A 26,048-nucleotide genomic window follows, 5' to 3' on the forward strand; every position below is an offset into this window, starting at 1 on the left:
GCTTGCTAGATAAGCGCTGGCGGCATTTTTCACTTGAAATCACCATGAACCACGACAAGAACGTCACCACCACCATCGGCCACCTGATCGACGGCAAGCTCGTTGCCGACACCGAGCGCACGCAGCCCGTGTTCAACCCCGCCACCGGCCAATCGACCACCAGCGTAGCGCTGGCGAGCAAGGCCACAGTGGAAGCCGCCATTGCCTCCGCCGAGGCCGCCTTCCCCGCCTGGCGCAACACGCCGCCTTTGAAGCGCGCCCGGGTGATGAGCAAGCTCAAGGTTCTGCTCGAAGAGAACGCCGACAAGATCGCCGCCTTGATCACCGCCGAGCACGGCAAGGTGCTGGCCGATGCGCACGGCGAGCTGCAGCGCGGTATTGAGAACGTGGAGTACGCGAGCTACGCGCCCGAGCTGCTCAAAGGCGAGCACAGCCGCAACGTGGGCCCCAGCATCGATAGCTGGAGCGAATTCCAGGCACTGGGCGTCACCGCAGGCATCACCCCCTTCAACTTCCCGGCCATGGTGCCGCTGTGGATGTGGCCCATGGCTGTGGCCTGTGGCAACACCTTTGTGCTCAAACCGTCCGAGCGCGACCCCTCCTCCACGCTGTTCATCGCCCAGCTCGCGCTGGAAGCTGGCCTGCCCCCCGGCGTGCTCAACGTGGTCAACGGCGACAAGCTGGCCGTGGACACGCTGCTGCAAGACCCGCGCGTGAAGGCCGTGAGCTTTGTGGGCTCTACGCCGATTGCTGAATACATCTACAGCGAAGGCTGCAAGCACGGCAAGCGCGTGCAAGCCCTGGGCGGCGCCAAGAACCACGCCGTGCTGATGCCCGACGCGGATGTGGACAACGCCGTGAGCGCGCTGATGGGCGCGGCGTATGGATCGTGCGGCGAGCGCTGCATGGCCATCCCGCTACTGGTGGCGGTGGGCGACGAAGTGGGCGACGCTGTGATTGCGGGCCTCAAGACCGAGATCGCCAAGATGAAGGTCGGCCCCGGCACCGACAACAGCAATGACATGGGCCCGCTGGTGACGAAGCAGCATTTCGAGAAGGTGAAGGCCTATGTGGACAGCGGCGTGGCCGAAGGCGCCACGCTGGTGGTGGACGGCCGCGGCGTGAAGGTGGCCGGGCACGAGGAAGGCTACTTCCTGGGCGCCTGCCTGTTCGACAACGTCAAGCCCGGCATGAAGATCTACCAGGAAGAGATCTTCGGCCCCGTGCTGGGCGTGGTGCGCGTGAAGACGCTGCAAGAAGCCATGCAGCTCATCAACGACCACGAATACGGCAACGGCACCTGCATCTTCACCCGCGACGGCGAGGCCGCCCGTTACTTCACCGACCACATCCAGGTCGGCATGGTGGGCGTGAACGTGCCCCTGCCGGTGCCCGTGGCCTACCACTCGTTCGGCGGCTGGAAGCGCAGCCTGTTCGGCGACCTACACGCCTACGGGCCGGACGCCGTGCGCTTCTACACCAAGCGCAAGACGATCACCCAGCGCTGGCCCAGCGCCGGTGTGCGCGAAGGTGCGGTGTTCAGCTTCCCCAGCAGCCGCTGAGCACGCTGGTCGCCAGCACGAACGGCCCTTCGCGGGCCGTTTTTTCATGGCTGATTGGTGGGGGCGCTGGGGCCCTATGCGCTGGCGGCGGCAGTCCATAGCTTTTATGCATCGGCCCCACCCGAAAACCCGCCTGCACAGGAGCACAATGCGTGCCCTGCCCTTTGAGCTGGCGCTAACCCCGTAAGCAGATACGCTTACTAGGGTTTTCACGTAACGACGCCTACAATCGCAGACCCTTACAGAGCTGACAGCCTTCGCCGGGCATGTGTCCGGTGGTTGCTGCGCCTTATCCCCAAGCTGGAGACACTGCATGCCCGAGAACACCACGGCCCAGAACAACAACCCAGACAAACGTGCCCAGCTGCGCCGCGCGGCACTCGAATACCACGAGTTCCCCAAGCCCGGCAAGATCGCCATCGCTGCCACCAAGCAGATGGTTAACCAGCACGATCTGGCACTGGCCTACTCGCCGGGTGTCGCGGCGCCGTGTGAAGAAATTGTCAAGGACCCCAACGCCGCCTTCAAGTACACCAGCCGCGGCAACCTGGTGGGCGTGGTCACCAACGGCACTGCCGTGCTGGGGCTGGGCGACATTGGCCCGCTGGCCGGCAAGCCAGTGATGGAGGGCAAGGGCGTTCTGTTCAAGAAGTTCTCGGGTATCGATGTGTTCGACATCGAAATCAACGAGAAGGACCCCGAAAAGCTGGTCGAAATCATCGCCAGCCTGGAGCCCACGTTCGGCGGCATCAACCTCGAAGACATCAAGGCGCCCGACTGCTTCTACATCGAGCGCAAGTTGCGTGAGCGCATGAAGATTCCGGTCTTCCACGACGACCAGCACGGCACCGCCATCGTGGTGGGCGCGGCCATCCTCAACGGCTTGAAGGTCGCGGGCAAAGATCCCAAGAAGGTGAAGCTGGTCACTTCGGGCGCCGGCGCTGCCGCCCTGGCCTGCCTGGGCTTGCTGGTCAAGCTGGGCATTCCGCGTGAAAACATCTGGGTCACCGACCTGGCGGGTGTGGTGTACGAAGGCCGCACCGAGCTGATGGACGAGGACAAGCGCCAGTTTGCGCAAAAGACCGACCTGCGCACCCTGAGTGAAGTGATCGACGGTGCCGACGTGTTCCTCGGCCTGTCTGCGGGTGGCGTGCTCAAGCAGGACATGGTCAAGAAAATGGCCACGCGCCCCCTGATCTTCGCGCTGGCCAACCCCAACCCCGAAATCCAGCCCGAAGACGTGAAGGCCGTGCGCGACGACGCCATCATCGCCACGGGCCGCACGGACTACCCCAACCAGGTCAACAACGTCCTGTGCTTCCCGTACATCTTCCGTGGCGCACTCGACAGCGGCGCCACCACCATCACGCTGGAGATGGAAATTGCTGCCGTGCACGCCATCGCCGAGCTGGCCCAGGCCGAGCAAAGCGAAGTGGTGGCAGCCGCCTACGTGGGCGAGCCCCTGGCGTTTGGCCCAGAATACCTCATCCCCAAGCCGTTTGACCCGCGCCTGATGATGATGATTGCCCCGGCCGTGGCCCAGGCGGCAGCGGACAGTGGTGTGGCGCTGCGCCCCATCGCCGACATGGACGCTTACCGCGAGCATCTGCAAACCTTCGTGTACGCCTCCGGCACCACGATGAAGCCCATCTTCACCGCTGCCAAGAGCGCCGCCAAAAAGCGTGTGGCCTATGCCGAGGGCGAGGAAGAGCGCGTGCTGCGCGCCGCGCAAATCGTGGTGGACGAAAAAATCGCCCGCCCCACGCTGATCGGCCGCCCCAAGGTGATCGCCGAGCGCGTCGAAAAATTTGGCCTGCGCCTGCAGGAAGGGCGCGACTACGACGTGGTCAACGTCGAGAACGACCACCGTTACCGCGATTTCTGGCAAACCTACCACCGCATGACCGAACGCAAGGGCGTCACGGTGCCGATTGCCAAGATCGAAATGCGCCGCCGCCTGTCACTGATCGGTGCCATGCTGCTGCACAAGGGCGAGGTCGATGGCCTCATCGCCGGTACCTGGGGCCACACCAGCCTGCACCTGAACTACATCGACCAGGTGATCGGCAAGCGCGCAGGCGTGACCACCTACGCCTGCATGAACGGCCTGATGCTGCCTGACCGCCAGGTCTTCCTGGTCGATACGCACGTCAACTACGACCCCACCGCCGAGCAGCTGGCTGAAATCACCGTGATGGCGGCCGAGGAAATGATGCGCTTCGGTATCAAGCCCAAGGCGGCGCTGTTGTCGCACTCCAACTTCGGCTCCAGCAACCAGCCCAGCGCCGTCAAGATGCGCCAGACGCTGGAACTGCTGCGCGTACAGGCCCCCTGGCTGGAAGTGGACGGCGAGATGCACGGCGACGTGGCGCTGGACAGCAAGGCCCGCGCGGCGCTCATGCCCAACAGCGACCTGATTGGCGATGCCAACCTGCTGGTGCTGCCCAACATCGACGCGGCCAACATCTCCTACAACCTGCTCAAGACCGCGGCGGGCGGCAACATCGCCATTGGCCCCGTGCTGCTGGGTGCCGCACAGCCCGTGCACATTCTCACCGCCAGCACCACGGTGCGCCGGATCGTGAATATGACGGCTTTGACCGTTGCGGACGCCAACGCGTCGCGATAACGCATTAAAAGATAGTAAAGACCAACTTTGTTTGGTCTTGCCCCCTGCAGCGCCTGCCCAATATTTGGGCAGGCGCTTGCTTTTTGGGGGGTATTGCGTCACACTACGACCTCGAAATTTCGGGGTTTACCCGTGGTTTCTGAAAGGTGTCGTTGATGCTGAAGGCTATTGCCGCACGGGTTCGCAAGGCTGGAGTTTTGTGGGTTCTTGGTGCTGCGTTTGTGTTGGCTCCGGTGGCGGGTCAGGCCCGCCAAAATCCGTCGGATGCTGGTTCGCTCTCCTCCATTGCGTTGGCCGATTTGCCTGCACAAGGGCGGGCCACCTATGCCCTCATCCACGAGGGTGGGCCCTTTCCCTACGAGAAAGACGGCACAGTGTTTGGTAACCGCGAACGCATCTTGCCGGCACAAAAGCGCGGTTATTACCGCGAGTACACCGTCAAAACGCCAGGTGCGCGTAACCGGGGTGCACGCCGCATAGTGTGTGGAGGCCAGCAGCCCCGGATGCCGGACGCCTGCTACTACACCAGCGACCACTATGCCAGTTTCCGCGTGATCGTCAATTGACTTTCCCCCGCAGCGGTGTGTGCCAGCCAGTTTTTGGCGGTGCGCGGCGTGACCTTTGATTTCCCCCGACCGCCAGGTGCCTGCACGGCCTTGCGGTATGTCAGAAGTTTGTGGACTTTATTAAGAAAGAGTAGCGGAGATGCAAACGCCACTTCGTAAAGACCTGGAAACGCCCCTGCGTGGCGTGCGACCCAACATCGTGCAGTCCATTCGCGCCTTTCGCGTGCAAGACCTGCAGGATGCCGCCACTTCCATCGGTCACCATTTTCTGTATGCCAATTTGGCCCATGCACAGACCAAGCAGGATGTGCTGGACCTGATTGCCACGCAGTTCACCTTTCCAGCGCACTTTGGCAAGAACTTTGATGCGTTGTATGACTGCATGACAGACCCCTTGCACAAATCGGGCCCACAGCCTGGTTTCATCGTGGTGCTGGAACAGATTCCTACGACCGCCAAGTTCGACAAGGAAGCGCGCGAGCAGCTGCTGGACATCTTCCGCGACGCGGCGGACTACTGGAGTGACCGGAAAATTCCCTTCCGGTGTTTCTATTCTTTTCTGTAGCCCGTTCTGCATCCAACAGCCAGGCAGAACGGGCGAACGAGGCTAGTGAAGCACCCAAGGTCCAACGGATTGAAATTGCAGCAGAGCCCGAAGAGAAGATGCCTACCGACAAACTGGTCGATGTGTCGCCCCTGGCATTGCGCATGAGCAGTCCGTTCAATGCGGGGTATTGGCTCAGCGCGGCATAGCTCGGTTCATCCCCCTGAGGCGCTTTGCGCCTTCCCCCTTCTCTCTGCGCGCTTCGCGCTCTGGGAAGGGGGACGACACCAGCGCGGCGGGGCGGCCCTTGCGCGGTGTCTCTCGCCTTGGCCGCGCCAGTTGCGAAGGTGAGTGACGACATTGGCGCGAGCGACTGAAGCCCGGGATCTGCTCCCAGCCTGGTTCGTTCACACCCATTGATGCTTGACTGACGGATTTGGCATCGCATCAAGACCGGTGCGATGTTGGTGGGCTCATCTGCTGCGCGACCAGCCTGAGCCCCTAGACTTTCCCAATACTGATCAAATTGGCCGCTACCGCTTGTCCCGCAAGCGCTAGCAGCTATCAATTTAAGAGCAAATTCACGCCTGCTGTGCCAGTGCGACGTATTCGTCCACCGGCACTTCTTCGGCGCGGCGTTGGGTGTCGAAGGTGCCGGGGAACTGGCGGGCTTCCAGCCAGCGGCCCAGGGTGTGGCGCAGCAGCTTGCGGCGCTGGCTGAAGGCGACTTGCACCAGTTCTTCCAGCAGCGCGACGTTCACCGGCGCGGGTGCCTCGCGCGGCACCATGCGCACCACGGCGCTGTCCACGCGCGGGGGCGGGTCGAAGCTCTCGGGCGGCACGAACAGCACGTTTTCCATGGCGTAGCGCCACTGCAGCATCACCGACAGCCGGCCGTAGTCGCCCGTGGCGGGGCTGGCCACCATGCGGTCGATCACTTCCTTTTGCAGCATGAAGTGCTGGTCCTGGATGGCGTCCACATGCTCCAGCAAGTGGAACAGGATGGGTGTGGAGATGTTGTACGGCAGATTGCCCACCACGCGCAGGCGCAGGGTCGGTTGGTTCAGGCGCTCGCGAAAGGTTTGGGCGAGCGCGGTGAAATCGACCTTGAGTACATCCGACTCGATCACATCCAACTGCCCGTGCGAACGCAGCCGCGCAGCCAGATCCCGATCCAGCTCGATCACGGTGAGGCGGCCAAGGCGTTCCACCAGGGGCTGCGTGAGGGCGGCGAGACCGGGGCCGATCTCGACCATGGGGTCGCCCGGCTGGGGGGCAATCTCCTGAACGATGCCGTCGATGATGCCCTGGTCGGACAGGAAGTGCTGCCCGAAGCGCTTGCGTGGGATGTGTTTCATGGTTTTGTCGCCGGGCTGTCCCAAGGCAAAAAGCAGCCCCAGGCACTCGCAAAGCGCAGGGAACGCCTGCGTGTGGGGGCATGGAGCCACACGCAGTGGGCGACAGTGGGGGTCACGTTCATTGGGGGGGCTCGCGGTATTCCACGTAGGCGCGGCCACGCAGTTCCTGCGCCCAGGTGGCGTAGGCTTCTTCCAGCTTCTTCTCGCGCACGGCGTCGCGCAGCATGTCGCGCTGCTCGCGCTGGTTCAGCTTGGCCTCGCGGCGGTCCACCAGCTGGATCAGGTGCACGCCAAAGCGCGACACCAGGGGCTCGCTGATTTCGCCGGGTCGCAGGGTGCTCAGGGCCTGTTCAAACTCAGGCACGTAGCGGCCGGGGTTGGCCCAGCCCAGGTCACCGCCCTGCTTGGCGCTGCCGTCTTGCGAATGTTCGCGTGCCAGCGTCGCAAAGTCGGCCTGACCGGCCTGGATGCGGCGGCGGTATTCGTTCAGGCGCTCTGCAGCCGCTGCTTCAGAGAGCTGGGGACCGGTGCGCAGCAGGATGTGGCGGGCGTTGGTCTGCACGACCGTAGGCCCGGAGCCCGCAGCGGAGCGTTCCACCACCTTGAGGATGTGAAACCCGGCGGGCGAGCGCACGGGGCCCACCACGCCGCCCACGGGCAGGTTCTGGGTGGAGGTGACGAACAGCTCGGGGTAGCGGTCGGTCGGCCGCAGGCCCAGCAGGCCGCCATCGCGTCGGCCTTCGGGGGCGTCGGAATATTCCCGGGCCACCTTGGCAAAGTCTTCGCCTGCGCGCACCTTGTCGGCCGCCTGCTGGGCGCGGGCCTGCCGCTCGGCCACCACGTCGGGGCTGGCGTCTTCGGGCACGCGCACCAGCACATGGGCCAGGTTGATTTCTGCCGCGCTGACTTCGCTGCCCTGCTGCTCGCGGATGAACTGGTCAATGTCGCGGTCGCTCACGCGAACCTTGGCGTCCACCTCGCGCTCGCGCACGCGCTGAAGCAGCAGCTGGTTGCGCAGCTCTTCACGGAAACGGTCGCGGTTCAGGCCTTCACTGACCAGGCGGCGTTGCAGCTCGCTCACCGTCAGGCCGTTTTGCTGGGCCACGGCCGCCTCGGCCTGGTTGACGGCGTAGTCGTCCACCTTGAGGTTCATTTCGCGGGCCAGTTGCAGCTGGACCTTTTCCTGAATGATGCGTTCCAGCACCTCGCGGGCGATCAGCTCACGTGAGGGGCGGGGGGCGTTGCCGCCCTGCTGTGCCAGTTGCTGCTCGATGCGGGCCACGCGCGAACGCACTTCGTAGTTGGTGACGGGCTCGGAGTTGACGATGGCCACGATGAAGTCGGCCGAGCGGGGGCCGGTGTCTGCCGCAGAAGGGGTGGGCAGTGCCAGGGGCGCCGTGCCGGCTGGCGCGGCGGCACCCGGGGTTTGTGCCAGGCCCTTGCTGGCTCCACTGGAGGGGCGCAGCCCCTGCGCCAAGGCGCTTTGGGATGCGAGGCAGGCCAGGCTGGCCGCCAGGGCCAAGGTCATCACGCGGTGGTTCATGGCTGTGTTGGTTTAGTCGTAGTTGCTGAAACGGCTGGGCGCACTGACCTGGTCTCGCAGGTACTGGTAGCGCGGCACGTGTTGCTTGAAGGTTTCCAGCGTGCTGGAGCCCAGGCTCAGGCGAGAGAAGCCCACGAATTCGATCTGGAAGAGCAGCCGGGTGTTGGAGGTGGAGGTGCTGTTTTGCAGGCGTTCGAGCACCACGCGGCCAATCCAGCAGCAGCTGTCGTATTCCAGGCCCACCACGGTGTCCACCAGCTTGCGGTCCTGCATGCTGTAGTTCAGGCGCGCCACGCTGTACCAGCGGCCGCCACCTTGCCCGCGCCCGGCACCCAGGTCCTGGCCCTTGTCGCCCCACAGGTCGTTGAGCGGCCATTGCCAGCCGATATCGATCTGCTCGCTGGTGCCGCGCTGGAAGCGGTAGGCGGCGCTGACGGTGCGGTAATTGCCGGGGCTGTAGCGGGCGCTGAGGGTGGAGCGGATGGAGCGCTGCGTCTTGGGGTTGTACTGCACCAGCGAGTCAAACGCCCACTTCTGCGTCCAGTTGATGCCCGCGCCCACCAGCACGTCCGACAGGCGCTCGCTCACCGGTGCCATGCCCGGCAGGGTCACGTCCTGGTCGGAAAAGCGCAGGCGCTGGGCGACGCCAAAGCGCACGTTCTCGGCCCCGGTGTCCGGGTCGAGCAGGCGGGTGGTCACGCCCAGCGTCAGCAGGTTGTTGTCGGCGATGCGGTCATTGCCGCCATAGGCGTTCTCGGTGTAGACGGTGGCGAAGTTGAAGTCGTTGGCGGCGGTGTCATACACCGGCAGGCGGCTCTGGTCGCTGAAGGGCGTGTAGGTGTAGAAGGCCCGGGGCTCCAGCGTTTGCAGGAACGAGCGGCCGAAGAAATTCGCGTCGCGCTCAAACACCAGCCCGCTGTCCACACTGAACGTAGGCAGGGTGCGGCTGGCCGAGCGCGAGCCGTTGGACAGGGCGCTGTCGAACTGGTATTGCGTGGTGTGCAGCTGCAGCTTGGGCGTGACGAAGCCGCCGGGCGACAAGAAGGGGCGGCTGATCTGGGCCAGTGCGTACGAGCGGTCGGCATTGGGCTGGCCGGTCAGCGCGCGTGCCGCTTCAAAGCGCGTGGTGTCCAGCTCCACACTGGCGTCCAGCCCGCCGGGCAGGGCGGATGGCGTGTAGCGCCAGCTCAGCTGCGGCATGCGGTCATACGGCGGGACGATGGGCGAGGTGACATCCTGCAGGGTTTGCCACTTCAGGGTGCGCACCTGGGCCGAGAAATCGCCCGAGCCCCAGCTCAGCATGGCGTCGTTGGGCAGCAGGCGCTGGCGCAGCGGCTCTGAGGCGCGGCCAAAGTCGCGCCAGTAGTTGTCGTCGCTCACCCGGTTGAGGTTCAGGTTCAAACCCAGCCCGCCAATGCTCGAATCAATCACGCCCTGGTGCTTGGCGGTGATGCCCCAGCGTTCGCGGTCGCGCAGGCGGTCGCTGGGCATCACGTCGGCGTTGATCTCGCCCTGGTACGTGGGCTCCAGGTAGCGGAACTCGCCGCCCAGGTTGGCGCCGCGCTTGGACATGAGCGCCGCGCGCAGCGTGGCGTCGCGGTTGGGGGCAATGTTCCAGTAATAGGGCTGCGTGTAGTCCAGCCCGTCGCGGCTGTCCAGCCCGATGGTGGGCGGCAGCAGGCCGGACTTGCGCTTGTCCGACAGCGGGAAGGTGATGTACGGAATGGGCAGCACCGGCACGCCCTGGAACTCCAGCACCGCGCCCTCGGCCGTGCCCACCTCTTCCTCGTTGTCGATGCGGATCTTGTCAGCGCGCAGCACCCAGGCGGGGCTCCAGCTGGCTTCGTTATCGCGCTGGCAGGTGGTGTAGGTGGCGCTGTGCACCAGCGCGCGGTCGCGGTCAATGAAATCGACTCGGTTCGCCTCGCCGTGGGCCTGGGTGGCCAGCAGGCGGTAGCGGGCGTCGGTGAAGAAGCCTTCAAACGCATCCACCCGCAAATCCAGGGCCGAGCCTTCGTAGCTGTTGCCTGCGCGGTTGATGCGCACGTTGCCGCGCGCCTTGGCCAAGTCTTCAGGCACGTTGTAGTCGAGCCGGTCGGCGCGGATGACGGTATCGCCCCGGCGCAGTTCGGCGTTGCCTTCGATGGTGGCGTTCAGATCCGTCTGGCCGCTGATGCGGTCACCGGTGACGAACACCGGCAGTTGCGTGCGCACTGATTCGGGAATGGTTTCCTGCAGCGCGGGCGACTTGCGCAGCGTCAGTGGCTCGTCCCAGGCGCTGGGGGCAGCGGCCTGCGCCTGCGCGGCCAGCGGCAGCCCGCACCAGGCCAGCGCAATGCAATACGCCAGGGCCCGGGGAACGGGCGGGCGCAACCGCAAAGCGGCTGCCGCAGCGGGCCGGGTCCGGGGGGGGGAGGTCTGCGCGGTGATGGGCTGGCTGCGTGGCACGTGGGCGTTGGGGGCGAGGGCAGATGGAATCACCCGCGCCGGCCGCAGTGGCCGCGGGGCGGGTTTTAAAATCCGATTATCCATGAGCCACCCCTCTTCCCCCCTTTCTCCTTCCCGCCCTGATTCTTCTGCCGCTGGCAGCGCTGCTGCGCCTGCCCCGGTGGTCTGGGCCGACCCTGCCCGCCGTGCGGCTTTTGAGGCCTGGCTGGCCCCGCTGTTGGCCAGCCACCAGCTGCTGCCAGCCACGCTGCGCCCCGCCTCGGCCGACGCGAGCTTTCGCCGCTACCTGCGCATCGACACGGCCCAGGGCGCCAGCTGCATCGTCATGGACGCCCCGCCCGACAAGGAAAACTGCCGCCCCTTCGTGCAGGTGCAGGCCCTGATGGCCGAGGCCGGGCTGAACGTGCCGCAGATCCTGGCCTGGGACGAAGCCGGGGGCTTCATGCTGCTGACGGACCTGGGCAAGCAGACCCTGATCGAGCTGCTGCAGCCCGAGAACCCCCAGGCCGCACTCCAGTGGTATCTGCAAGCCACCGATGTGCTGCTGGACTGGCAAAAGGCCTCGCGCCCCGGCGTGCTGCCTGCGTACGACGAGCCCTTGCTGCGCCGCGAGCTATCGCTGTTCCCAGACTGGTACCTGGCCCGCCACCGCGGCGTGACGCTGACCGACAAGCAGCAGGCCACGCTGGACAACGCCTTCAACCTCATCGTGGCGCACAACCTGGCCGCGCCCAGCGTCTTTGTGCACCGCGATTTCATGACCAGAAACTTGATGGTGCCGTTGCAAGAGGGCGGCCCCTTGGCGGTGCTGGACTTTCAGGACGCCGTCTACGGCCCCATCACCTATGACATCGCCAGCCTGCTGCGCGACGCCTTCATCAGCTGGGAAGAGGAATTCGTCATCGACGTTACCGTGCGTTACTGGGAAAAAGCCCGCAAGGCCGGGCTGCTGGGTGCCAACAGCGCCAGCGGCTGGGGTGCGGACTTTGGCGAGTTCTACCGCGCGGTCGAATGGATGGGCCTGCAGCGCCACTTGAAGGTGGCCGGCATCTTCGCCCGCCTCACCTTGCGCGACGACAAGCCCAAGTACCTGGCCGACGCCCCGCGCTTTTTGCACTACATCCGCTCTACCGCCAACCGCTACCGCCAGCTGGGCCCGTTGCTGCAGCTGGTGGATGAGATCGAGGGCACCACACCTGTCACCGGTTTCGCGTACGGCCGTATGTGAGGCTGTCCTTCTGGTTTTGAGTCAAATTGGGCTCCAGCGCTTATTGAGTAAGCGGTGGCAGCTATGAAAGTAATAGTAGATGCCCCGCTTCCACTGCCCCGCTGACCTGGCCCCCGGTGCCGAAATCGACCTGCCCCCTGGCGCAGCGCGCCATGTGCAGGTGCTGCGTCTGCAGCCGGGCGATGGCATCACCCTCTTTAACGGCGGGGCCGACGGCCCGGGCGGTGAATTCGAGGCCACCGTGCTGCGCATGGGCCGTAGCGACGTGCGCGTGCAGGTGGGCACCCACCACGCCGTTGAGCGCGAAGCACCCCGCGCCATCCACCTGGTGGCGGGCATCACGGCCAACGAGCGCATGGACTGGCTGGTCGAAAAAGCCACCGAACTGGGCGTGGCCAGCATCACCCCGCTGGTGGCCGAGCGCAGCGTGCTCAAGCTCAAAGGTGAACGGGCCGACAAGAAGCTCGCCCACTGGCAGGCCGTGGCCGTGGCCGCGTGCGAACAATGCGGGCGCAACCGCGTGCCCGTGGTGCACGATGCGGTGGATTTGGCGGGCTGGGTGCGCGCCCACCCGCAGCCGCCTGCAGACCCTGCAGCCCCCCTGCGCCTGCTGCTGTCGCTGCGCGAAGGCACGCGCCCCCTGCTGCAGGCCGCGGCCGGGGCGGGCCCGGTGTGGTTCCTCTCGGGCCCTGAAGGCGGCCTGAGTGCCGCTGAAGAAGCCCTGGCCGTGCAGCACGGCTTTGCGCCCACCACGCTGGGCCCCCGCGTTCTGCGGGCCGAAACCGCACCGCTGGCGGCCCTGGCTGCGCTCACGCTGGTCTGAACGCTGGGGGCCTGCTGGCGACCCGCAGCCCGCTGGGGCGCAGGGATTGGAGTGGCGTGGAAGACCTCGCCTGGCCGGGCAGCGCATTCAGTGCTTGCTGATGTGCCTGTGCGCCGTAGAATTTGCCCAGAACAGCGATAGCGAGCGCATCCTCACATGCGCCGGGCCCTGCGCCACGGTGTGAGGCCATGCACCACAACAGCGGGGGGAGACCACTTGCATCTGAGCGCGTACTGGCGGCGTTGGACCGACTGGGTGCTGACCACCGACAAGCGCCAGCGCATCCGCCTGGCCATGGCGGGGCTGGCGGCGTTGCTGATGGTGTGCTGCCTGGTGGTGATGAGCGCCGTGGCCGCTGCCGGCCTGGCATCTACCGCCGAGGTGCGCGTGTGGACGGCCTGCTCGGTGCTGGGGCTGATTGCGGTGTACGCAGCCATTCGCAGCGGCTGGTCGCGCCGCTTCAAAGACCCGGCCCTTACGCTGGCGCAGATCCTCTACGCCATCACCTGCTGTGCGGCAGCGTTTGTGATCGCCGGGCCTGCGCGGGGCGTCACGCTCCCCATCCTGGCCATCATCCTCATGTTTGGCATCTTCGGGCTCACCACCCGGCAGATGCTGGGCGTGCTGGTGTACAGCCTGGTGGCGTTTGGTGTGGCATCGGGCGTGGTGGCCGCGCGCGACGAGCCTGATTACCCCACTGTGGTTGCTGCGGCTTACGTGGGCATGGTGGTCGTGGTGCTGCTCAGCAGCACCTTCCTCACCACCCGCGTGCAATCCACCCGCGAGCACCTGCGCCGCCAGAAGGCCGAACTGGCGCAGGCGCTGGAGCAAATCCGCCAGCTGGCCACGCACGATGACCTGACCGGCCTGCTCAACCGCCGCGCCATGCTCGATCGCATGCAGCTGGAGCAGCGCCGCAGCCTGCGCAGCGGCTCGCCGCTGCTGATTGCCCAGCTGGACATTGACCACTTCAAGGTCGTCAACGACACCCACGGGCACGCCGCTGGCGACCTGGTGCTGCAGAGCTTTGCCGATACCGTGCGCCGCAATGTGCGCGACACCGATGTGCTGGCCCGCTGGGGGGGCGAAGAGTTTGTGCTGCTGCTGTGCGACACCCCCGCCGCAGACGCCGTGGCCCTGATGGAGCGCCTGCGCCAGGCCGTGCAGGCCATGCAGGTGCCCGTGGCGCAGGGCGGCCAGCCCATTACCGTGACGGTGTCCATTGGCCTGGCGCGGCATACCCCTGCCGATCCCTTGGCGGGCACCCTGGAGCGGGCCGACCGGGCGCTCTACGCCGCCAAGGCCGGGGGGCGCAACCGCGTGGTGCCTGCACCTTGCCTGCGCTGATGCCTGTCATCGGCATGCGGTAGCGTGGGCCCCATTGCGCTGGGCCACAATGCCGCCTCGCAGCGCTGCACCCATCCCCTGGCCGTTTTCACCTTCGCCCCCATGACCGAAAGCACCTCTCCGTCTGAATTCCAGTGCGACACCCACGGCCCCGCCGAGGCCACCTACCTGTGCGACCACCTGCTGGAGCAGCCGGTGCAGACCTGGTACTGCGACCCACCTTCGGCCGACCAGCCCCACCCCGATGCCTGGTGCGCCGCGTGCGAGCGGCTGTTCCAGCAAGAGGGTGAATGGAACGAGCGCAATGAAGGCGGGCTCGACATCCGCGCCGTGTGCCACCACTGCTACGAAGATGCCCGCGCCGCCAGCGTGAAGGCCATGTCCTCCGAAACCCAGGCCCTGTGGGTGGATGCCGTCACCGCCTGCCATGAACGGCTCTCCGAACGCCAGGCGCTGCTCACCGCCACACACAAGCTGGCCACCCACGAGCGCTGGGATTACGACCAGGAAAGCGCCACGCTCACCTTCTCCAACGCGGGCGTGCCTGCGGTGGTGGCCGATGTGGAGTTCATCGGCTCCATCTCGAACACCAGCGGCACCTGGCGCTGGTCGTGGGCCAACTTCCACCTGCACCCCAACGTGGTGGGGCGCATCAGCGCCGTGCGCGAATACGGGCGGGAACACCACTTTGCCCCGCTGGTGGTGCCGCAGTGGAAGGCCGACGTGGTCGATGCCTGGGAGCTGGCGGGCGTGGCCGCCTACGTGCTGGAGGCCCAGGGCGTGTACCGCGCGCCCACCGACAACGGCTACCTGTTCATGGCCATCATGGGCATCCGCAGCGCGGCGTAGGCGGGTGGGTCAGCCTGCCTCTTCCGCGTCTGCCGGAAACCGCACACTGAAGCGCGCCCCCGGCGGGTTCTGGCCGGGGTGGGCGTCTTCCAGCAGCACCTCGGCATGGTGCTTGGCCGCAATCTCCATCACGATGGGCAGGCCCAGGCCCGAGCCATCGGCCTCGCTGCCCAGCGCCCGGTAAAAGGGCTGGAAGACCAGCTCGCGCTCGGCCTCGGGCACGCCGGGGCCTGAGTCTTCCACCTGCAGCATCAGCACCTGGCCAAAGGTGTCAGCCAGCACGCGGGCGGTGACCACGCCCGGCTTTTCAGCGGTGGACGGCGTGTAGTTGATCGCGTTGTCCACCAGGTTGCGCACCAGCTCCTTGAGCAGCGTGGGGTTGCCGCTGAGCTGCACACCGGGCGAGCCGGGCTCGGCACCGTCGTAGCCCAGGTCGATGTGCTTGTCCATCGCGCGGGGCACGGAATCGCGCACCACCTCGATCGTCAGTTCGGCCAGATCACACGGCTGGCGGGCAATGCCTGCGCCGCTGCCCTCGGCCCGCGCCAGCGCCAGCAACTGGTTCACGGTGTGCGTGGCGCGGATGCTGGAGCGCCCGATGTGCTGCAGCGAGCGCTTGAGTTCTTCCGTGCTCGTGCCCTCGCGCTGTGCCAGGTCGGCCTGCATGCGCAGCCCCGCCAGCGGCGTTTTCAGCTGGTGGGCCGCGTCGGCCAGAAAGCGTTTTTGCGTGGCCAGCGACTCGTTCAGCCGCGTGAGCAGGTCATTCACCGACGACACCAGCGGCGCCACCTCCAGCGGCACGGTGCGGTCGTCCAGGGGCGAGAGGTCGTCCGGGCTGCGCGCGCGAATGCGCTGCTCCAGCTGGTTCAGCGGCTGAATGCCCCGTGCCAGCGCCAGCCACACCAGCAGCACCGCCAGCGGCAAGATGACGAACTGCGGCAGCATCACGCCCTTGATGATTTCGGTGGCCAGCACGCTGCGCTTTTCGCGCGTCTCGGCCACCTGCACCAGCGCCAGCGGCCCGCCCTGCAGCGGCAGCCGCACCCAGATGTAGGCCACGCGAATGTCCACCCCGCGCAGCTCCGCATCGCGCAGGCGCACTTCGCCGGGCAAGGGGGTTTCTTCGGCGGGGGGCTCGGGCAACTCGCGCTCGCCCGAGAGGAATTCACCCCCCGGCCCCATCACCTGGTAGTAAACGATGTCGGAATCATCTGCGCGCAAGATCTCGCTGGCCGGCTGCGGCAGGTTGAACTGCACCCCGCCCTTGCCGCCATCCGCGGGCACGCCCACCAGTTGGGCCAGGGCGTGTGCGTTGTATTCCAGCGCGCGGTCAAACGGCTTGTTGGCCAGGCCCTGCGCCACCAGCCACGTCAGCGCCAGGCTCACCGGCCACAGCAGCAGCAGCGGCGTCAGCATCCAGTCCAGGATTTCGCCGAAGAGGGAGCGCTGCTCGCGCTGGAAGATTTTCAAGATTTAAAGCCTTTTAGCCTTTGGCGCTTGTCTGCAAAGCGCTGGCAGCTATCATTTTTGATGCAATGGGCTTCTGGGCTACGTACCGCCGTTGCCGCTGACACTGGCGCGGCCCAGGCCAGCGCACCCGTGGAGCTGGCTTTGCCAGGCCACCGGGTGCGTCCCCTTGGGGGGAAGGCGCAAAGCGACTCAGGGGGGCCTCCTATCCAGGGATCTTTTCCAGGCAGTAGCCCAGCCCGCGCACCGTGGCAATGCGAATCGGGCCCTTCTCGATCTTCTTGCGCAGGCGGTGGATGTACACCTCAATGGCGTTGTTGCTCACCTCTTCGCCCCACTCGCACAGGCGCTCCACCAGCTGCTCCTTGCTCACCAGGCGGCCGGCGCGCTGCAGCAGCACCTCCAGCAGGCCCAGCTCGCGGGCCGACAGCTCCACCATCTTGCCGTCAATGGTGGCTACGCGACCGGCCTGGTCGTACACCAGCGGCCCGTGCTTGATGGCGCTGCTCGCCCCGCCCATGCCCCGGCGCGTGAGGGCACGCACCCGCGCTTCCAGCTCCTGCAGGCTGAACGGCTTGGCCATGTAGTCATCCGCGCCATAGTCCAGCCCCTTCACCCGCTCTTCCACGCTGTCGGCCGCCGTGAGGATCAGCACCGGCAACGCCGAGCCCCGGCCACGCAGCTTCTTGAGCACTTCCAGCCCATGCATCTTGGGCAGGCCCAGGTCCAGAATCAGCAGGTCAAACTCGTTGTTGGTCAGCAGCGCCGCATCGGCCTCACTGCCACTGGCCACATGGTCCACCACCGCCCCCGAAGCCCGCAGCGTGCGCAGCAGGCCATCGGCCAGCACTTGGTCGTCTTCGGCGATAAGGATGCGCATGGGGTGTCTCCTGGGGCGTGGACAGCGCTGCTCAGACTTCGCAGGCTGCATAGTTTTGTGGATTTTAGGGCGGCGAACGTGGAGCGATTGGGGGCCGGTTAGTTCGCTACAACCATTCGGTTGTGCTTCGCAAATCAAGAGTTTTCTGGCAAGACTTCAATGTCTTGAATATCTTGCATGATTGAGATGTTCTCGCGGCTGTCGTGCCATCTGGGTCCGTCGAAAAGGCGCAAGTCGCACTCGAACTACTCAAGTCTGCTGTTTTAGAGCTCGCTCAAGCCAACCCCGATGGCATCACGAATTCCGACACGGCGAAAACCTTGGGATTGCAGAGCAACTACTTGGGTGGCTCCAAAGACTACCTGTCATGGAGCCTACTTGGTCTTCTCATGCAAGAGGGAAAGATGGTTCGTGGCGATCACAAGAAGCACAAGGCGACGGTTAAATGAATTCTTTTTTCGTCCTTTGACGTGCTCCAACTGGGCATTTGAGCCGCCTTAACCCCCGCGCGGATCCGTCCCCAACAACTTCTCCGTCAAAGCCTTCAAATCCCCCTGCAGCCGCGCCATGCCCTCCGGGTGCATCGCCAGCGTGCTTTCGTCCATGTACAGCTTGCGATTGATCTCCAGCTGGATGCTGTGCCGATGCTGGGCGGGGTTGCTGTAGCGGCGCACCAGTTCCACGCCTTTGTAGGGGTGGTTGTATTCCACGCTGTAGCCGCATGCGCGCAGGTGTTCGCACACCAGGGCTGACAGGGCGGGGCTAGCAGTGGTGCCGTCGCGGTCGCCCACCACAAAGTCGGCGTGCACCAGGCCCGGAAAGTCGGTGGCGTGGCTGGCCGAGATGGCCGGCATGGAGTGGCAGTTGATGTGGATGCTGTAGCCGTGGCGGGCGTGGGCGGCGTCAATGGCCTGGGCCACGGCGGCGTGGTAGGGGCGCCAGCAGCGGTCGATGCGGGCGCGCACCTCGTCCACGCTGAGCAAGCGGTTGTAGATGGCTTCGCCTTCGTCGGTGAACTTCCAGATCAGGCCCTTGCCCAGGCGCACTTTGTTCAGCACGGCGGGGTCGGTCGCGACTGCGTCGGGCCAGGGGGCGTCGAGCAGGGTGGTGTCCAGCTCCAGGGTGTCGCGGTTGGCATCGAGGTAGATGCGGGGGAAGTGGGCTTCGACCCAGGCCACGCCCAAGGCGGGGGCGAAGGCGTAGATTTTTTCGACGTGCGTGTCTTCGGCGCGGCGCAGGGTGGGCAGGCTGCAGGCGGAGCGGAAGTCGGCCGGGTAATGGGTGCCGCTGTGGGGCGAGTCAAACACCAGGGGCGTGGTGCCGGGTACGGTGCTGACCATGGCGGGCTGCCCAGGCGTGCCGGTGGCACCGGGCTGGGCTTGCTGGAGGGGTGGGTGAATCAATGGGAAGGCTGCATGCATAGGCAAGGCTGTGTGGGTGGGGGTGGCTGGCCGGGCCGCCCGGACCGGCATTGGGGCATGAACTGTGTTGCCCAGTATGCCGGTTTGTGGCCAGGGGGGTGATGGGGTTAGTTGGGGGCATGGGTCAGTCGCCGCCCCCCGCATAGGCCTCCAGTCCAATCGCCACCACGGTGGCAACGTCGTTGCCCACTTCGGCGCGGAACTCGGCTTCGGCCTGCGTTACCGCATCCCGAAACCCTTGCAGCCACGCCAGCCCGGTGGGGGTGAACAGCACGCGGCGTGCCCGGGCATCGTGCAGGTCGGGCCCGCGGGTGACCAGGCCCCAGGCCTCGCATTGGTCTACCAGCTGCGCCATGGATTGCTTGGTCATGCCAGCGCGCTGGGCCAGGTCGGTCAGCCGGTCGCCCCCCAGGGACAAGTGCCGCGTGAGGTGGATGTGCGCGGCGCCCACCTGGTCGCGTGCGGCCAGGTTGGACAGGGCCAGGGGCACTTCCACATTGCGCGCCATGAGCTGCAGCACCCGCGCATCAAAGCGCCGCATGGCGTGGCCCAGCAGCCGGCCCAGGTGGGTCTGGCGCCAGGCATCGTCAGGCGGGGTGGTGCCGGGGGGCGTGGGGTGCATGGTGGACTGCAAGTCGGTATCTGGAGGCAATGCCGCTCAGTTAAGTCTGAGCGGCATTTTTTTGACGGGATACTGGGTCTTGGTCATACGAACCTCACGCGGATACCGCCTGTGGGATCTGCGAGGCGGCAGCACGAAGCGGCGGATGTTCTTTCTCATGGCCGCAAGCTTGGCCGGGATGGCCCCAGGGGTGTGTGATCCTGAACTCCACAGCCACTCATCCACGATGTAGCGCAGCGCCGTGATGAAGCTGATGCGACAGGGCTGCACTTTGGCCTCGTCTGCGATGCGCGTGATCTCCAAGCGGATCAGGTTGTACATCAACAAGGTTGCCCACAGCTCTTGCTTGACCCCATCGGGTTGCTGGCTGCGCAACGTCATCGCCTGGCCCAGCATGTCCGTCTTCATCTCTCCATAGGCCAGCTCAATCTCCCAGCGTTCGTGGTACAGCGCGAACACCTCCTCGGCCTTGTAGCGTGCCGGATCCATCAGGGACGTGAACAAGGTTCTGGGTTTGCCATCGAGTTCACGGGTGATGGCGCGCACCTCCCACGTGAGCGGCAAGCCGGGGTCTTTCTTGCGAGCTTGGGGCGAGACCTTCATGCGCAAGCTCACATCGCCAGGGCCATGCGTTTGCACCACCTCGCCCCTGAGTCCGGCACGCGCAGGGATCAGCCAGTGACGTCCCTGGCGGTGTTGCAGCGGCCACAGCAGACTTGCCGAGTAAAACCCTTTGTCCACAATCACCAGCGAGTCAGGCGGCAACTTCGGCCACAAGCGTTCAGCCAATGCGTACTCACTGGTGTCGTAGGCATCCAGGCTGGCATCTACCAATAAACGAGCTCTGGCATCGAGCAAGCAGGCCATGCGCACCAGGGGGAAGGGACTTTGGTGGTCTGCGTGGTTGCGCTGGCAACCAAAGTGCTGGCGGTTGTCTTGTGTGTCGGGGGTACGCCAGACCACGCCATCCAATGCGTACAGCGCCAAGCCTTGCCAGCGGTGGCGAGCGGCCTGCTGGTGCGCCCAATGGGCAGCAGTGTGGCGAAACAGCCATTGCAGGGGCTCACTGCCCAGCCGTTGGCGCGCCTGGCTCAGCGCGCTGGAGCTGATGGGTTCATTGTGCTGCCCAGGCAGTGCCAGCTCCAGTACCTCGGCCACGTTCACGATGGAGCGGTCTCTAAGCAAGGCCACACCCAATACCAGCCAAAGTGCCTGCTCCATGGGCAGTCGCCGCTTGCGCAGCGTGGCTACACCCGTCATCTGCAAGGCCTGTTCAATCCACTGCTGGGGTATGTTGCTTTGAACGACACCCCATTGTTCGGGGCTCGCAAACTCATGGGTATCGTTCAGGTACTCTTGCAGCAGCATTGGCTATCGCTTGACCTCTATGGCCAAAGCTCAATTGATCAAGCCTGCACTGTACAAACAACAAAGACCCCGAAGGGCCTTTGCTTAACTTACTGGCATTGGTATCTGGAGGGGGTTGGCAGATGGTAAGGCAAACTGACTAAAAAATTGTTTACTTGGTCATTTTGCGCATCTACATTACTGGTCAAGCAGCCAGTGCTGTTGTTAATAACAGTATTTTGATCACTGGCCCACCGATCACTTCGTTTTATTCAGGAGCCCTTCCATGGACGTCAAAGGTACCAACCCCGCCCTGCCCGTGAACACCGAAAAGGCCAAGGCCTTGGCCGCAGCGCTGGCGCAGATTGAGAAGCAGTTTGGCAAGGGCACCATCATGCGCCTGGGTGAAGGCGAGGCCATTGAGGACATTCAGGTGGTTTCCACTGGCTCGCTGGGCCTGGACATTGCGCTGGGCGTGGGTGGCCTGCCCCGTGGCCGTGTGATCGAAATCTATGGCCCTGAGTCGTCGGGCAAGACCACCCTGACGCTGCAGGTGATTGCCGAGATGCAAAAGCAGGGCGGCACCTGCGCGTTTGTCGATGCCGAGCACGCGCTGGATGTGCAATACGCCCAGAAGCTGGGCGTGCAACTGTCTGACCTGCTGATCAGCCAGCCCGACACTGGCGAGCAGGCGCTGGAGATTGTGGACAGCCTGGTGCGCTCGGGCGCTGTCGATTTGATCGTGGTGGACTCGGTGGCTGCGCTCACCCCCAAGGCCGAAATCGAAGGCGAAATGGGCGATGCCCTGCCCGGCCTGCAGGCCCGCCTGATGAGCCAGGCGCTGCGCAAGCTCACTGCCACGATCAAGAAGACTAACTGCACGGTCATCTTCATCAACCAGATCCGCATGAAGATCGGCGTGATGTTCGGCAGCCCCGAAACCACCACGGGCGGTAACGCGCTGAAGTTCTACGCCTCGGTGCGTCTGGACATTCGCCGCACCGGCACCATCAAGAAGGGCGACGAAGCCATCGGCAACGAAACCAAGGTGAAGGTGGTCAAGAACAAGGTCAGCCCCCCCTTCAAGACGGCGGAGTTCGACATCCTGTTTGGCGAGGGCATCAGCCGCGAGGGCGAGATCATCGACATGGGCGTGAGCGCCAAGATCATCGAAAAGAGCGGTGCCTGGTATGCCTACAACGGCGAGAAGATCGGCCAGGGCCGCGACAACGCCCGCGAGTTTCTGCGCGAGAACCCCGACCTGGCGCATGAGATTGAAAACAAGGTCCGTGAGCAACTGGGCATCGCCCTGTTGCCTGCGGCATTGGCGGCAGCCAGTGCTGCGGACGAGGCGTAAGCCGAGTGGACCGCAGTTTCACTAAAACAAGGTGCGCGAAGGCTTGGGCATTGCCCTGTTGCCCGGCGCGTTGCAGGCCCCTGCTGCTGCCGGCGAGTGAGCGGTTGCGCCTGAGTTTTTGATTCAAATAGCCTGCCAGCGCTTGCTGATCAAGCGCTGGTAGCTATCAAAACAGAAGCATTTCATCTGCCATGGGTTTCACCACGCTATCGCTCACGGGTCGCGCGCTGCGCTTGCTGAGCCAGCGGGAGCATTCGCGGGCCGAGTTGCAGCGCAAGCTCGGCCCCCATGTGCAGGAGGGCGAGGATTTGAATGCGGTGCTCGATGGCCTGCAGGCCAAGGGCTTCATCAGCGAGGAGCGGGTGGTCGAATCGGTGTTGAACCGGCGCGCCAGCCGCTTGGGCTCGGCGCGCATCCGGCAAGAGCTGCAGGCCAAGGGCTTGGGTGCAGAGGCGGTGCAGCAAGCCGTGGCCCGGCTGCAAGATACTGAGCTGGAACGTGCCCGCGAGGTGTGGCGCCGCAAGTTTGGCGAGCCTGCCGCAGACTCGCAAACCCGCGCCAAACACATGCGGTTTTTGCTGGCCCGGGGGTTTTCTGGCGACGTGGTGCGCCGCGCGGTGCAGGGCGCTGAGGATGGCGACGAGGATTGACCGCGCGGATGCGCAATGCATCCACGCCTGGCGCCAAGGGGCGTTTTAAACGCCCAGCATCAATTGCAGGTTTTGCACGGCAGCGCCGCTGGCGCCTTTGCCCAGGTTGTCCAGGCGCGCCACGGCCACGGCCTGGCGGTACTGCTCGTTGGCGAACACGCGCAACTCCAGCTTGTTGGTGTCGGCCAGCGTATCGGCGGCCAGCTTCAAATCATCGGTGGGGGGCAGCACGCTCACCCACTGCTCGGGTGTGTTGGTGCGGCGGTAGTGGCTGGCGAGCGCGTCGTGCAGGTCGCTGGCCTTGGGCGCGCCGGGCAGCAAGTCCAAATGCAGTGGCAGTTGCACCAGCATGCCCTGGCGGAAATTGCCCACCGCCGGGATGAACACAGGGCGGCGTGTGAGGCCGGTGTAGCGCAGGATCTCGGGAATGTGCTTGTGCGTCAGGCCCAGGGCGTAGGCTTCGTACGGAGCGGCCGTGCCTGCCTCGTACGCTTCGATCATGGTGCGGCCGCCACCCGAGTAGCCCGACACCGAGGGCAGGCTCAAGGGGTAGTCGGCAGGAATCAGGCCCGCATCCACCAAGGGGCGCAGCAGTGCGATGGCGCCCGTGGCATAGCAGCCAGGGTTGGAAACGCGCGAGGCTCCGCGCACGGCCTGGGCTTGCGCGGCGGCCAGTTCTGGAAAGCCGTACACCCAGCCATCGGCCGTGCGGTGCGCGGTGCTGGCATCAATCACTTTCACCGTGCGGCCCGTGCTGCGCTCAATCTCATCGACCATGGCCACGGTCTCGCGGGCTGCGTCGTCGTGCAGGCACAGCACCACCAGGTCCACGCCCGCAATCAGGTCGCGCTTGGCGGCGGGGTCTTTGCGCAGTTCGGGGGCAATGCTCACCAGCTCGATTTGCGGCATGGCTTGCAGGCGTTCACGGATCTGCAGGCCCGTGGTGCCGGCTTCGCCATCGATAAAGACTTTGGACATGGGGGTGTGCTCCTGCGAAAAAGAGAGGGGGCTGCGACAGGCGCTTGCCCTGTATGACTTGCCCGGGTGCGTGGGGGCCGTAAGTTTCCCACAAGGATGGTGCGTTGCAGCATGATACAGTCGCGGGTTGCCATGTCCCAAGCCCGCGGCCAGACAATCTGTTCATGGCAAACGGGTAACTACCATCCTTCCCTGAGAGAGACCTCATGAAGATTCACGAATACCAAGGCAAGGAAATCTTGCGTCAATTTGGTGTGCCCGTTCCGCGCGGCATTCCCGCTTTCACGGTGCAAGAAGCCGTGGAAGCTGCACAAAAGCTCGGCGGCCCCGTGTGGGTGGTCAAGGCCCAGATCCACGCAGGTGGCCGTGGCAAGGGCGGCGGCGTGAAGGTTGCCAAGACCATCGACGACGTCAAGAAGCTGGCTGAACAAATCCTGGGCATGCAGCTGGTCACGCACCAGACGGGCCCCGAAGGCCAGAAGGTTCGCCGCCTGTACATCGAAGACGGCGCCGACATCAAGAACGAACTGTACGTGTCCCTGGTGACCGACCGCGCCACGCAGAAGGTGGCCCTGATCGCTTCGAGCGAAGGCGGCATGGACATCGAAGAAGTGGCTCACTCCACTCCCGAGAAGATCGTCACCGAGATGATCGACCCGCTGGTCGGCATCACTGCCGAGCAGAGCAAGAAGGTGGCAGCCGCCATCGGCCTGACTGGCGCTTCCATCGACCAAGCCGTAGACATCTTCGCCAAGATCTACAAGTGCTACATGGACACCGATGCGTCGCTGGTGGAAATCAACCCGCTGAACTGCGACTCCAAGGGCAACCTGATGGCCCTGGACGCGAAGTTCAACTTTGACGCCAACGCCCTGTTCCGCCACCCCGAAATCGTGGCCTACCGCGATCTGGACGAAGAAGATCCCGCCGAAGTGGAAGCGTCCAAGTTCGACCTGGCCTACATCAGCCTGGACGGCAACATCGGCTGCCTGGTGAACGGCGCTGGCCTGGCCATGGCCACCATGGACACCATCAAGCTGTTCGGCGGCGAGCCCGCCAACTTCCTGGATGTGGGCGGCGGTGCTACCCCCGAGAAGGTCACCGAAGCCTTCAAGATCATGCTGAAGAACCCCAAGGTCAAGGGCATTCTGGTCAACATCTTCGGCGGCATCATGAAGTGCGACACCATCGCCACCGGCGTGATCACCGCTTGCAAGGCCGTGAACCTGAACGTGCCGCTGGTCGTGCGCATGAAGGGCACGAATGAAGAGCTGGGCAAGAAGATGCTGGCCGAGTCCGGCCTGCCCATCATCGCTGCAGACACCATGGCCGAAGCCGCGACCAAGATCGTTGCTGCCGTCAAGTAAGCCCGGAGAACATACATGTCGATCTACATCAACAAAGACACCAAGGTCATCACCCAGGGTATCACGGGCAAGACTGGCCAGTTCCACACCGAAAAGTGCCAGGAATACGCAAACGGCAAGAACTGCTTTGTCGCGGGCGTGAACCCCAAGAAGGCTGGCGAGTCGATCTTCAACATCCCGATCTACGCCTCCGTCAAGGAAGCCGCCCAGCAAACCGGCGCCACCGTGTCGGTGATCTACGTGCCTCCAGCAGGCGCTGCGGATGCCATCTGGGAAGCGGTGGAAGCCGACCTGGACATGGCCATCTGCATTACCGAAGGCATTCCTGTCAAGGACATGCTGATGGTGCGCAACAAGATGAAGGCCAAGGAAGCTGCTGGCGGCAAGAAGACCCTGCTGCTGGGCCCCAACTGCCCCGGCATCATCACGCCCGACGAAATCAAGATCGGCATCATGCCCGGTCACATCCACCGCAAGGGCCGTATCGGCGTGGTGTCCCGTTCGGGCACGCTGACGTACGAAGCCGTGGCCATGCTGACCGAAGTGGGCCTGGGCCAGTCGACCGCCGTGGGCATTGGTGGCGACCCCATCAACGGCCTGAAGCACATCGACGTGATGAAGGCTTTCAACGACGATCCAGACACCGATGCCGTGATCATGATCGGCGAAATCGGCGGCCCTGACGAAGCCGAAGCCGCCCAGTGGTGCAAGGCCAACATGAAGAAGCCCGTGGTGGGCTTCATCGCTGGCGTGACGGCCCCTCCCGGCAAGCGCATGGGCCACGCTGGCGCGCTGATCTCTGGCGGCGCTGACACGGCTGACGCCAAGCTCGCCATCATGGAAGAGTCGGGTTTCGTCATCACCCGCAACCCGTCGGAACTGGGCAAGCTGCTCAAGGCCCAACTGAAGTAATCCAGCGGTTCCAGGCCAGCCCATGGGTTGGCCTGCCCCGTACCGTTGACTGCACCCGCCACCGTTTGGTCGCGGGTGCTTTTTTTTGCTGTTCAGGCAGACCGGAATGCTCGGACAAGCTTGATGGAGAGATTGGTGTGACAAATTTGT

21 protein-coding genes are annotated in these 26,048 nt (G+C 64.8%); 12 read left to right on the plus strand and 9 right to left on the minus strand.

The window, feature by feature from the left end; translation table 11 throughout:
* Positions 1-44: 44 nt before the first annotated feature.
* The 4 genes from BDD18_RS08430 (at position 45) to BDD18_RS08445 (ending at position 5,322) form a co-directional block, all read left to right on the plus strand.
* Positions 45-1,562: a CoA-acylating methylmalonate-semialdehyde dehydrogenase gene (locus tag BDD18_RS08430; protein ID WP_066695376.1), complete on the plus strand. Its 1,518-nt coding sequence runs from the start codon at positions 45-47 to the stop codon at positions 1,560-1,562.
* A 313-nt stretch (positions 1,563-1,875) separates the two neighbouring features.
* Positions 1,876-4,191 carry an NADP-dependent malic enzyme gene (locus tag BDD18_RS08435; protein WP_044395100.1) on the plus strand — a complete coding sequence of 772 codons (2,316 nt, stop codon included), beginning with the start codon at positions 1,876-1,878 and terminating at the stop codon, positions 4,189-4,191.
* Between the two features lie 155 nt (positions 4,192-4,346).
* Entirely contained in the window at positions 4,347-4,757 is a 411-nt protein-coding gene (locus tag BDD18_RS08440; protein ID WP_044395099.1) for a guanyl-specific ribonuclease, read from the plus strand.
* 139 nt (positions 4,758-4,896) lie between these two features.
* Positions 4,897-5,322 (plus strand): barstar family protein, encoded by a 426-nt coding sequence (locus tag BDD18_RS08445; protein ID WP_044395098.1) that lies wholly within the window; start codon positions 4,897-4,899, stop codon positions 5,320-5,322.
* A gap of 560 nt (positions 5,323-5,882) precedes the next feature.
* On the opposite strand, the gene rsmA is transcribed toward BDD18_RS08445, so the two are convergent.
* The 3 genes from rsmA to BDD18_RS08460 all read right to left on the minus strand — a co-directional run bounded on the left by rsmA (position 5,883) and on the right by BDD18_RS08460 (position 10,734).
* Complete coding sequence (gene rsmA, locus BDD18_RS08450; RefSeq protein WP_142082671.1) at positions 5,883-6,659, minus strand: 16S rRNA (adenine(1518)-N(6)/adenine(1519)-N(6))-dimethyltransferase RsmA; 777 nt, start codon at positions 6,657-6,659, stop codon at positions 5,883-5,885.
* Between the two features lie 118 nt (positions 6,660-6,777).
* Positions 6,778-8,202, minus strand: coding sequence for a peptidylprolyl isomerase (locus BDD18_RS08455; RefSeq protein WP_142082673.1), 1,425 nt, complete (start codon positions 8,200-8,202; stop codon positions 6,778-6,780).
* 12 nt (positions 8,203-8,214) lie between these two features.
* Complete coding sequence (locus tag BDD18_RS08460) at positions 8,215-10,734, minus strand: LPS-assembly protein LptD (protein ID WP_420837311.1); 2,520 nt, start codon at positions 10,732-10,734, stop codon at positions 8,215-8,217.
* Between BDD18_RS08460 and BDD18_RS08465 the strand changes: the two genes are divergently transcribed.
* The 4 genes from BDD18_RS08465 (at position 10,733) to BDD18_RS08480 (ending at position 14,897) form a co-directional block, all read left to right on the plus strand.
* Complete coding sequence (locus tag BDD18_RS08465; protein WP_142082674.1) at positions 10,733-11,878, plus strand: aminoglycoside phosphotransferase family protein; 1,146 nt, start codon at positions 10,733-10,735, stop codon at positions 11,876-11,878. The two genes, BDD18_RS08460 and BDD18_RS08465, sit on opposite strands and share 2 nt — an antisense overlap.
* A gap of 79 nt (positions 11,879-11,957) precedes the next feature.
* Positions 11,958-12,701: a 16S rRNA (uracil(1498)-N(3))-methyltransferase gene (locus BDD18_RS08470; RefSeq protein ID WP_142082676.1), complete on the plus strand. Its 744-nt coding sequence runs from the start codon at positions 11,958-11,960 to the stop codon at positions 12,699-12,701.
* 216 nt (positions 12,702-12,917) lie between these two features.
* On the plus strand, positions 12,918-14,048 hold the full coding sequence (locus BDD18_RS08475; protein ID WP_338071799.1) for a GGDEF domain-containing protein: 1,131 nt from the start codon (positions 12,918-12,920) through the stop codon (positions 14,046-14,048).
* Between the two features lie 102 nt (positions 14,049-14,150).
* Entirely contained in the window at positions 14,151-14,897 is a 747-nt protein-coding gene (locus BDD18_RS08480; protein ID WP_142082678.1) for a DUF6882 domain-containing protein, read from the plus strand.
* Between the two features lie 9 nt (positions 14,898-14,906).
* Here the strand turns inward: BDD18_RS08480 and BDD18_RS08485 are convergent, their stop codons facing one another.
* From BDD18_RS08485 to BDD18_RS08510, 5 genes are all read right to left on the minus strand, one after another.
* Entirely contained in the window at positions 14,907-16,367 is a 1,461-nt protein-coding gene (locus BDD18_RS08485) for a sensor histidine kinase (RefSeq protein ID WP_142082680.1), read from the minus strand.
* Positions 16,368-16,569: 202 nt separating this feature from the next.
* Positions 16,570-17,244, minus strand: coding sequence for a response regulator (locus BDD18_RS08490; RefSeq protein WP_044395087.1), 675 nt, complete (start codon positions 17,242-17,244; stop codon positions 16,570-16,572).
* 497 nt (positions 17,245-17,741) lie between these two features.
* Positions 17,742-18,665 (minus strand): N-formylglutamate amidohydrolase, encoded by a 924-nt coding sequence (locus BDD18_RS08500; protein WP_142082682.1) that lies wholly within the window; start codon positions 18,663-18,665, stop codon positions 17,742-17,744.
* Between the two features lie 124 nt (positions 18,666-18,789).
* On the minus strand, positions 18,790-19,287 hold the full coding sequence (locus tag BDD18_RS08505; protein WP_142082685.1) for a MarR family winged helix-turn-helix transcriptional regulator: 498 nt from the start codon (positions 19,285-19,287) through the stop codon (positions 18,790-18,792).
* 36 nt (positions 19,288-19,323) lie between these two features.
* The gene (locus BDD18_RS08510) at positions 19,324-20,655 is read right to left on the minus strand and encodes an IS4 family transposase (RefSeq protein ID WP_125958944.1); all 1,332 of its coding nucleotides are present in this window, start codon (positions 20,653-20,655) and stop codon (positions 19,324-19,326) included.
* Between the two features lie 265 nt (positions 20,656-20,920).
* Between BDD18_RS08510 and recA the strand changes: the two genes are divergently transcribed.
* Both recA and recX read left to right on the plus strand, forming a co-directional pair.
* Positions 20,921-21,991, plus strand: a complete 1,071-nt coding sequence (recA, locus tag BDD18_RS08515; RefSeq protein ID WP_044395078.1) for a recombinase RecA — start codon at positions 20,921-20,923, stop codon at positions 21,989-21,991.
* Positions 21,992-22,182: 191 nt separating this feature from the next.
* A complete protein-coding gene (gene recX, locus BDD18_RS08520; protein WP_142082687.1) occupies positions 22,183-22,641 on the plus strand; it encodes a recombination regulator RecX in 459 nt (152 codons plus the stop codon).
* Between the two features lie 45 nt (positions 22,642-22,686).
* On the opposite strand, the gene argC is transcribed toward recX, so the two are convergent.
* Positions 22,687-23,619, minus strand: a complete 933-nt coding sequence (gene argC / locus BDD18_RS08525) for an N-acetyl-gamma-glutamyl-phosphate reductase (protein ID WP_142082689.1) — start codon at positions 23,617-23,619, stop codon at positions 22,687-22,689.
* A 206-nt stretch (positions 23,620-23,825) separates the two neighbouring features.
* On the opposite strand from argC, the gene sucC reads away from it, so the two are divergent.
* A complete protein-coding gene (gene sucC / locus BDD18_RS08530) occupies positions 23,826-24,986 on the plus strand; it encodes an ADP-forming succinate--CoA ligase subunit beta (RefSeq protein WP_066696971.1) in 1,161 nt (386 codons plus the stop codon).
* Between the two features lie 15 nt (positions 24,987-25,001).
* Positions 25,002-25,898: a succinate--CoA ligase subunit alpha gene (gene sucD, locus BDD18_RS08535; protein ID WP_066696974.1), complete on the plus strand. Its 897-nt coding sequence runs from the start codon at positions 25,002-25,004 to the stop codon at positions 25,896-25,898.
* The last annotated feature ends 150 nt before the right edge of the window (positions 25,899-26,048 follow it).

Origin of the sequence: Acidovorax temperans, from assembly GCF_006716905.1 — a bacterium.
In the GTDB taxonomy this organism is placed as follows: domain Bacteria; phylum Pseudomonadota; class Gammaproteobacteria; order Burkholderiales; family Burkholderiaceae_C; genus Acidovorax; species Acidovorax temperans.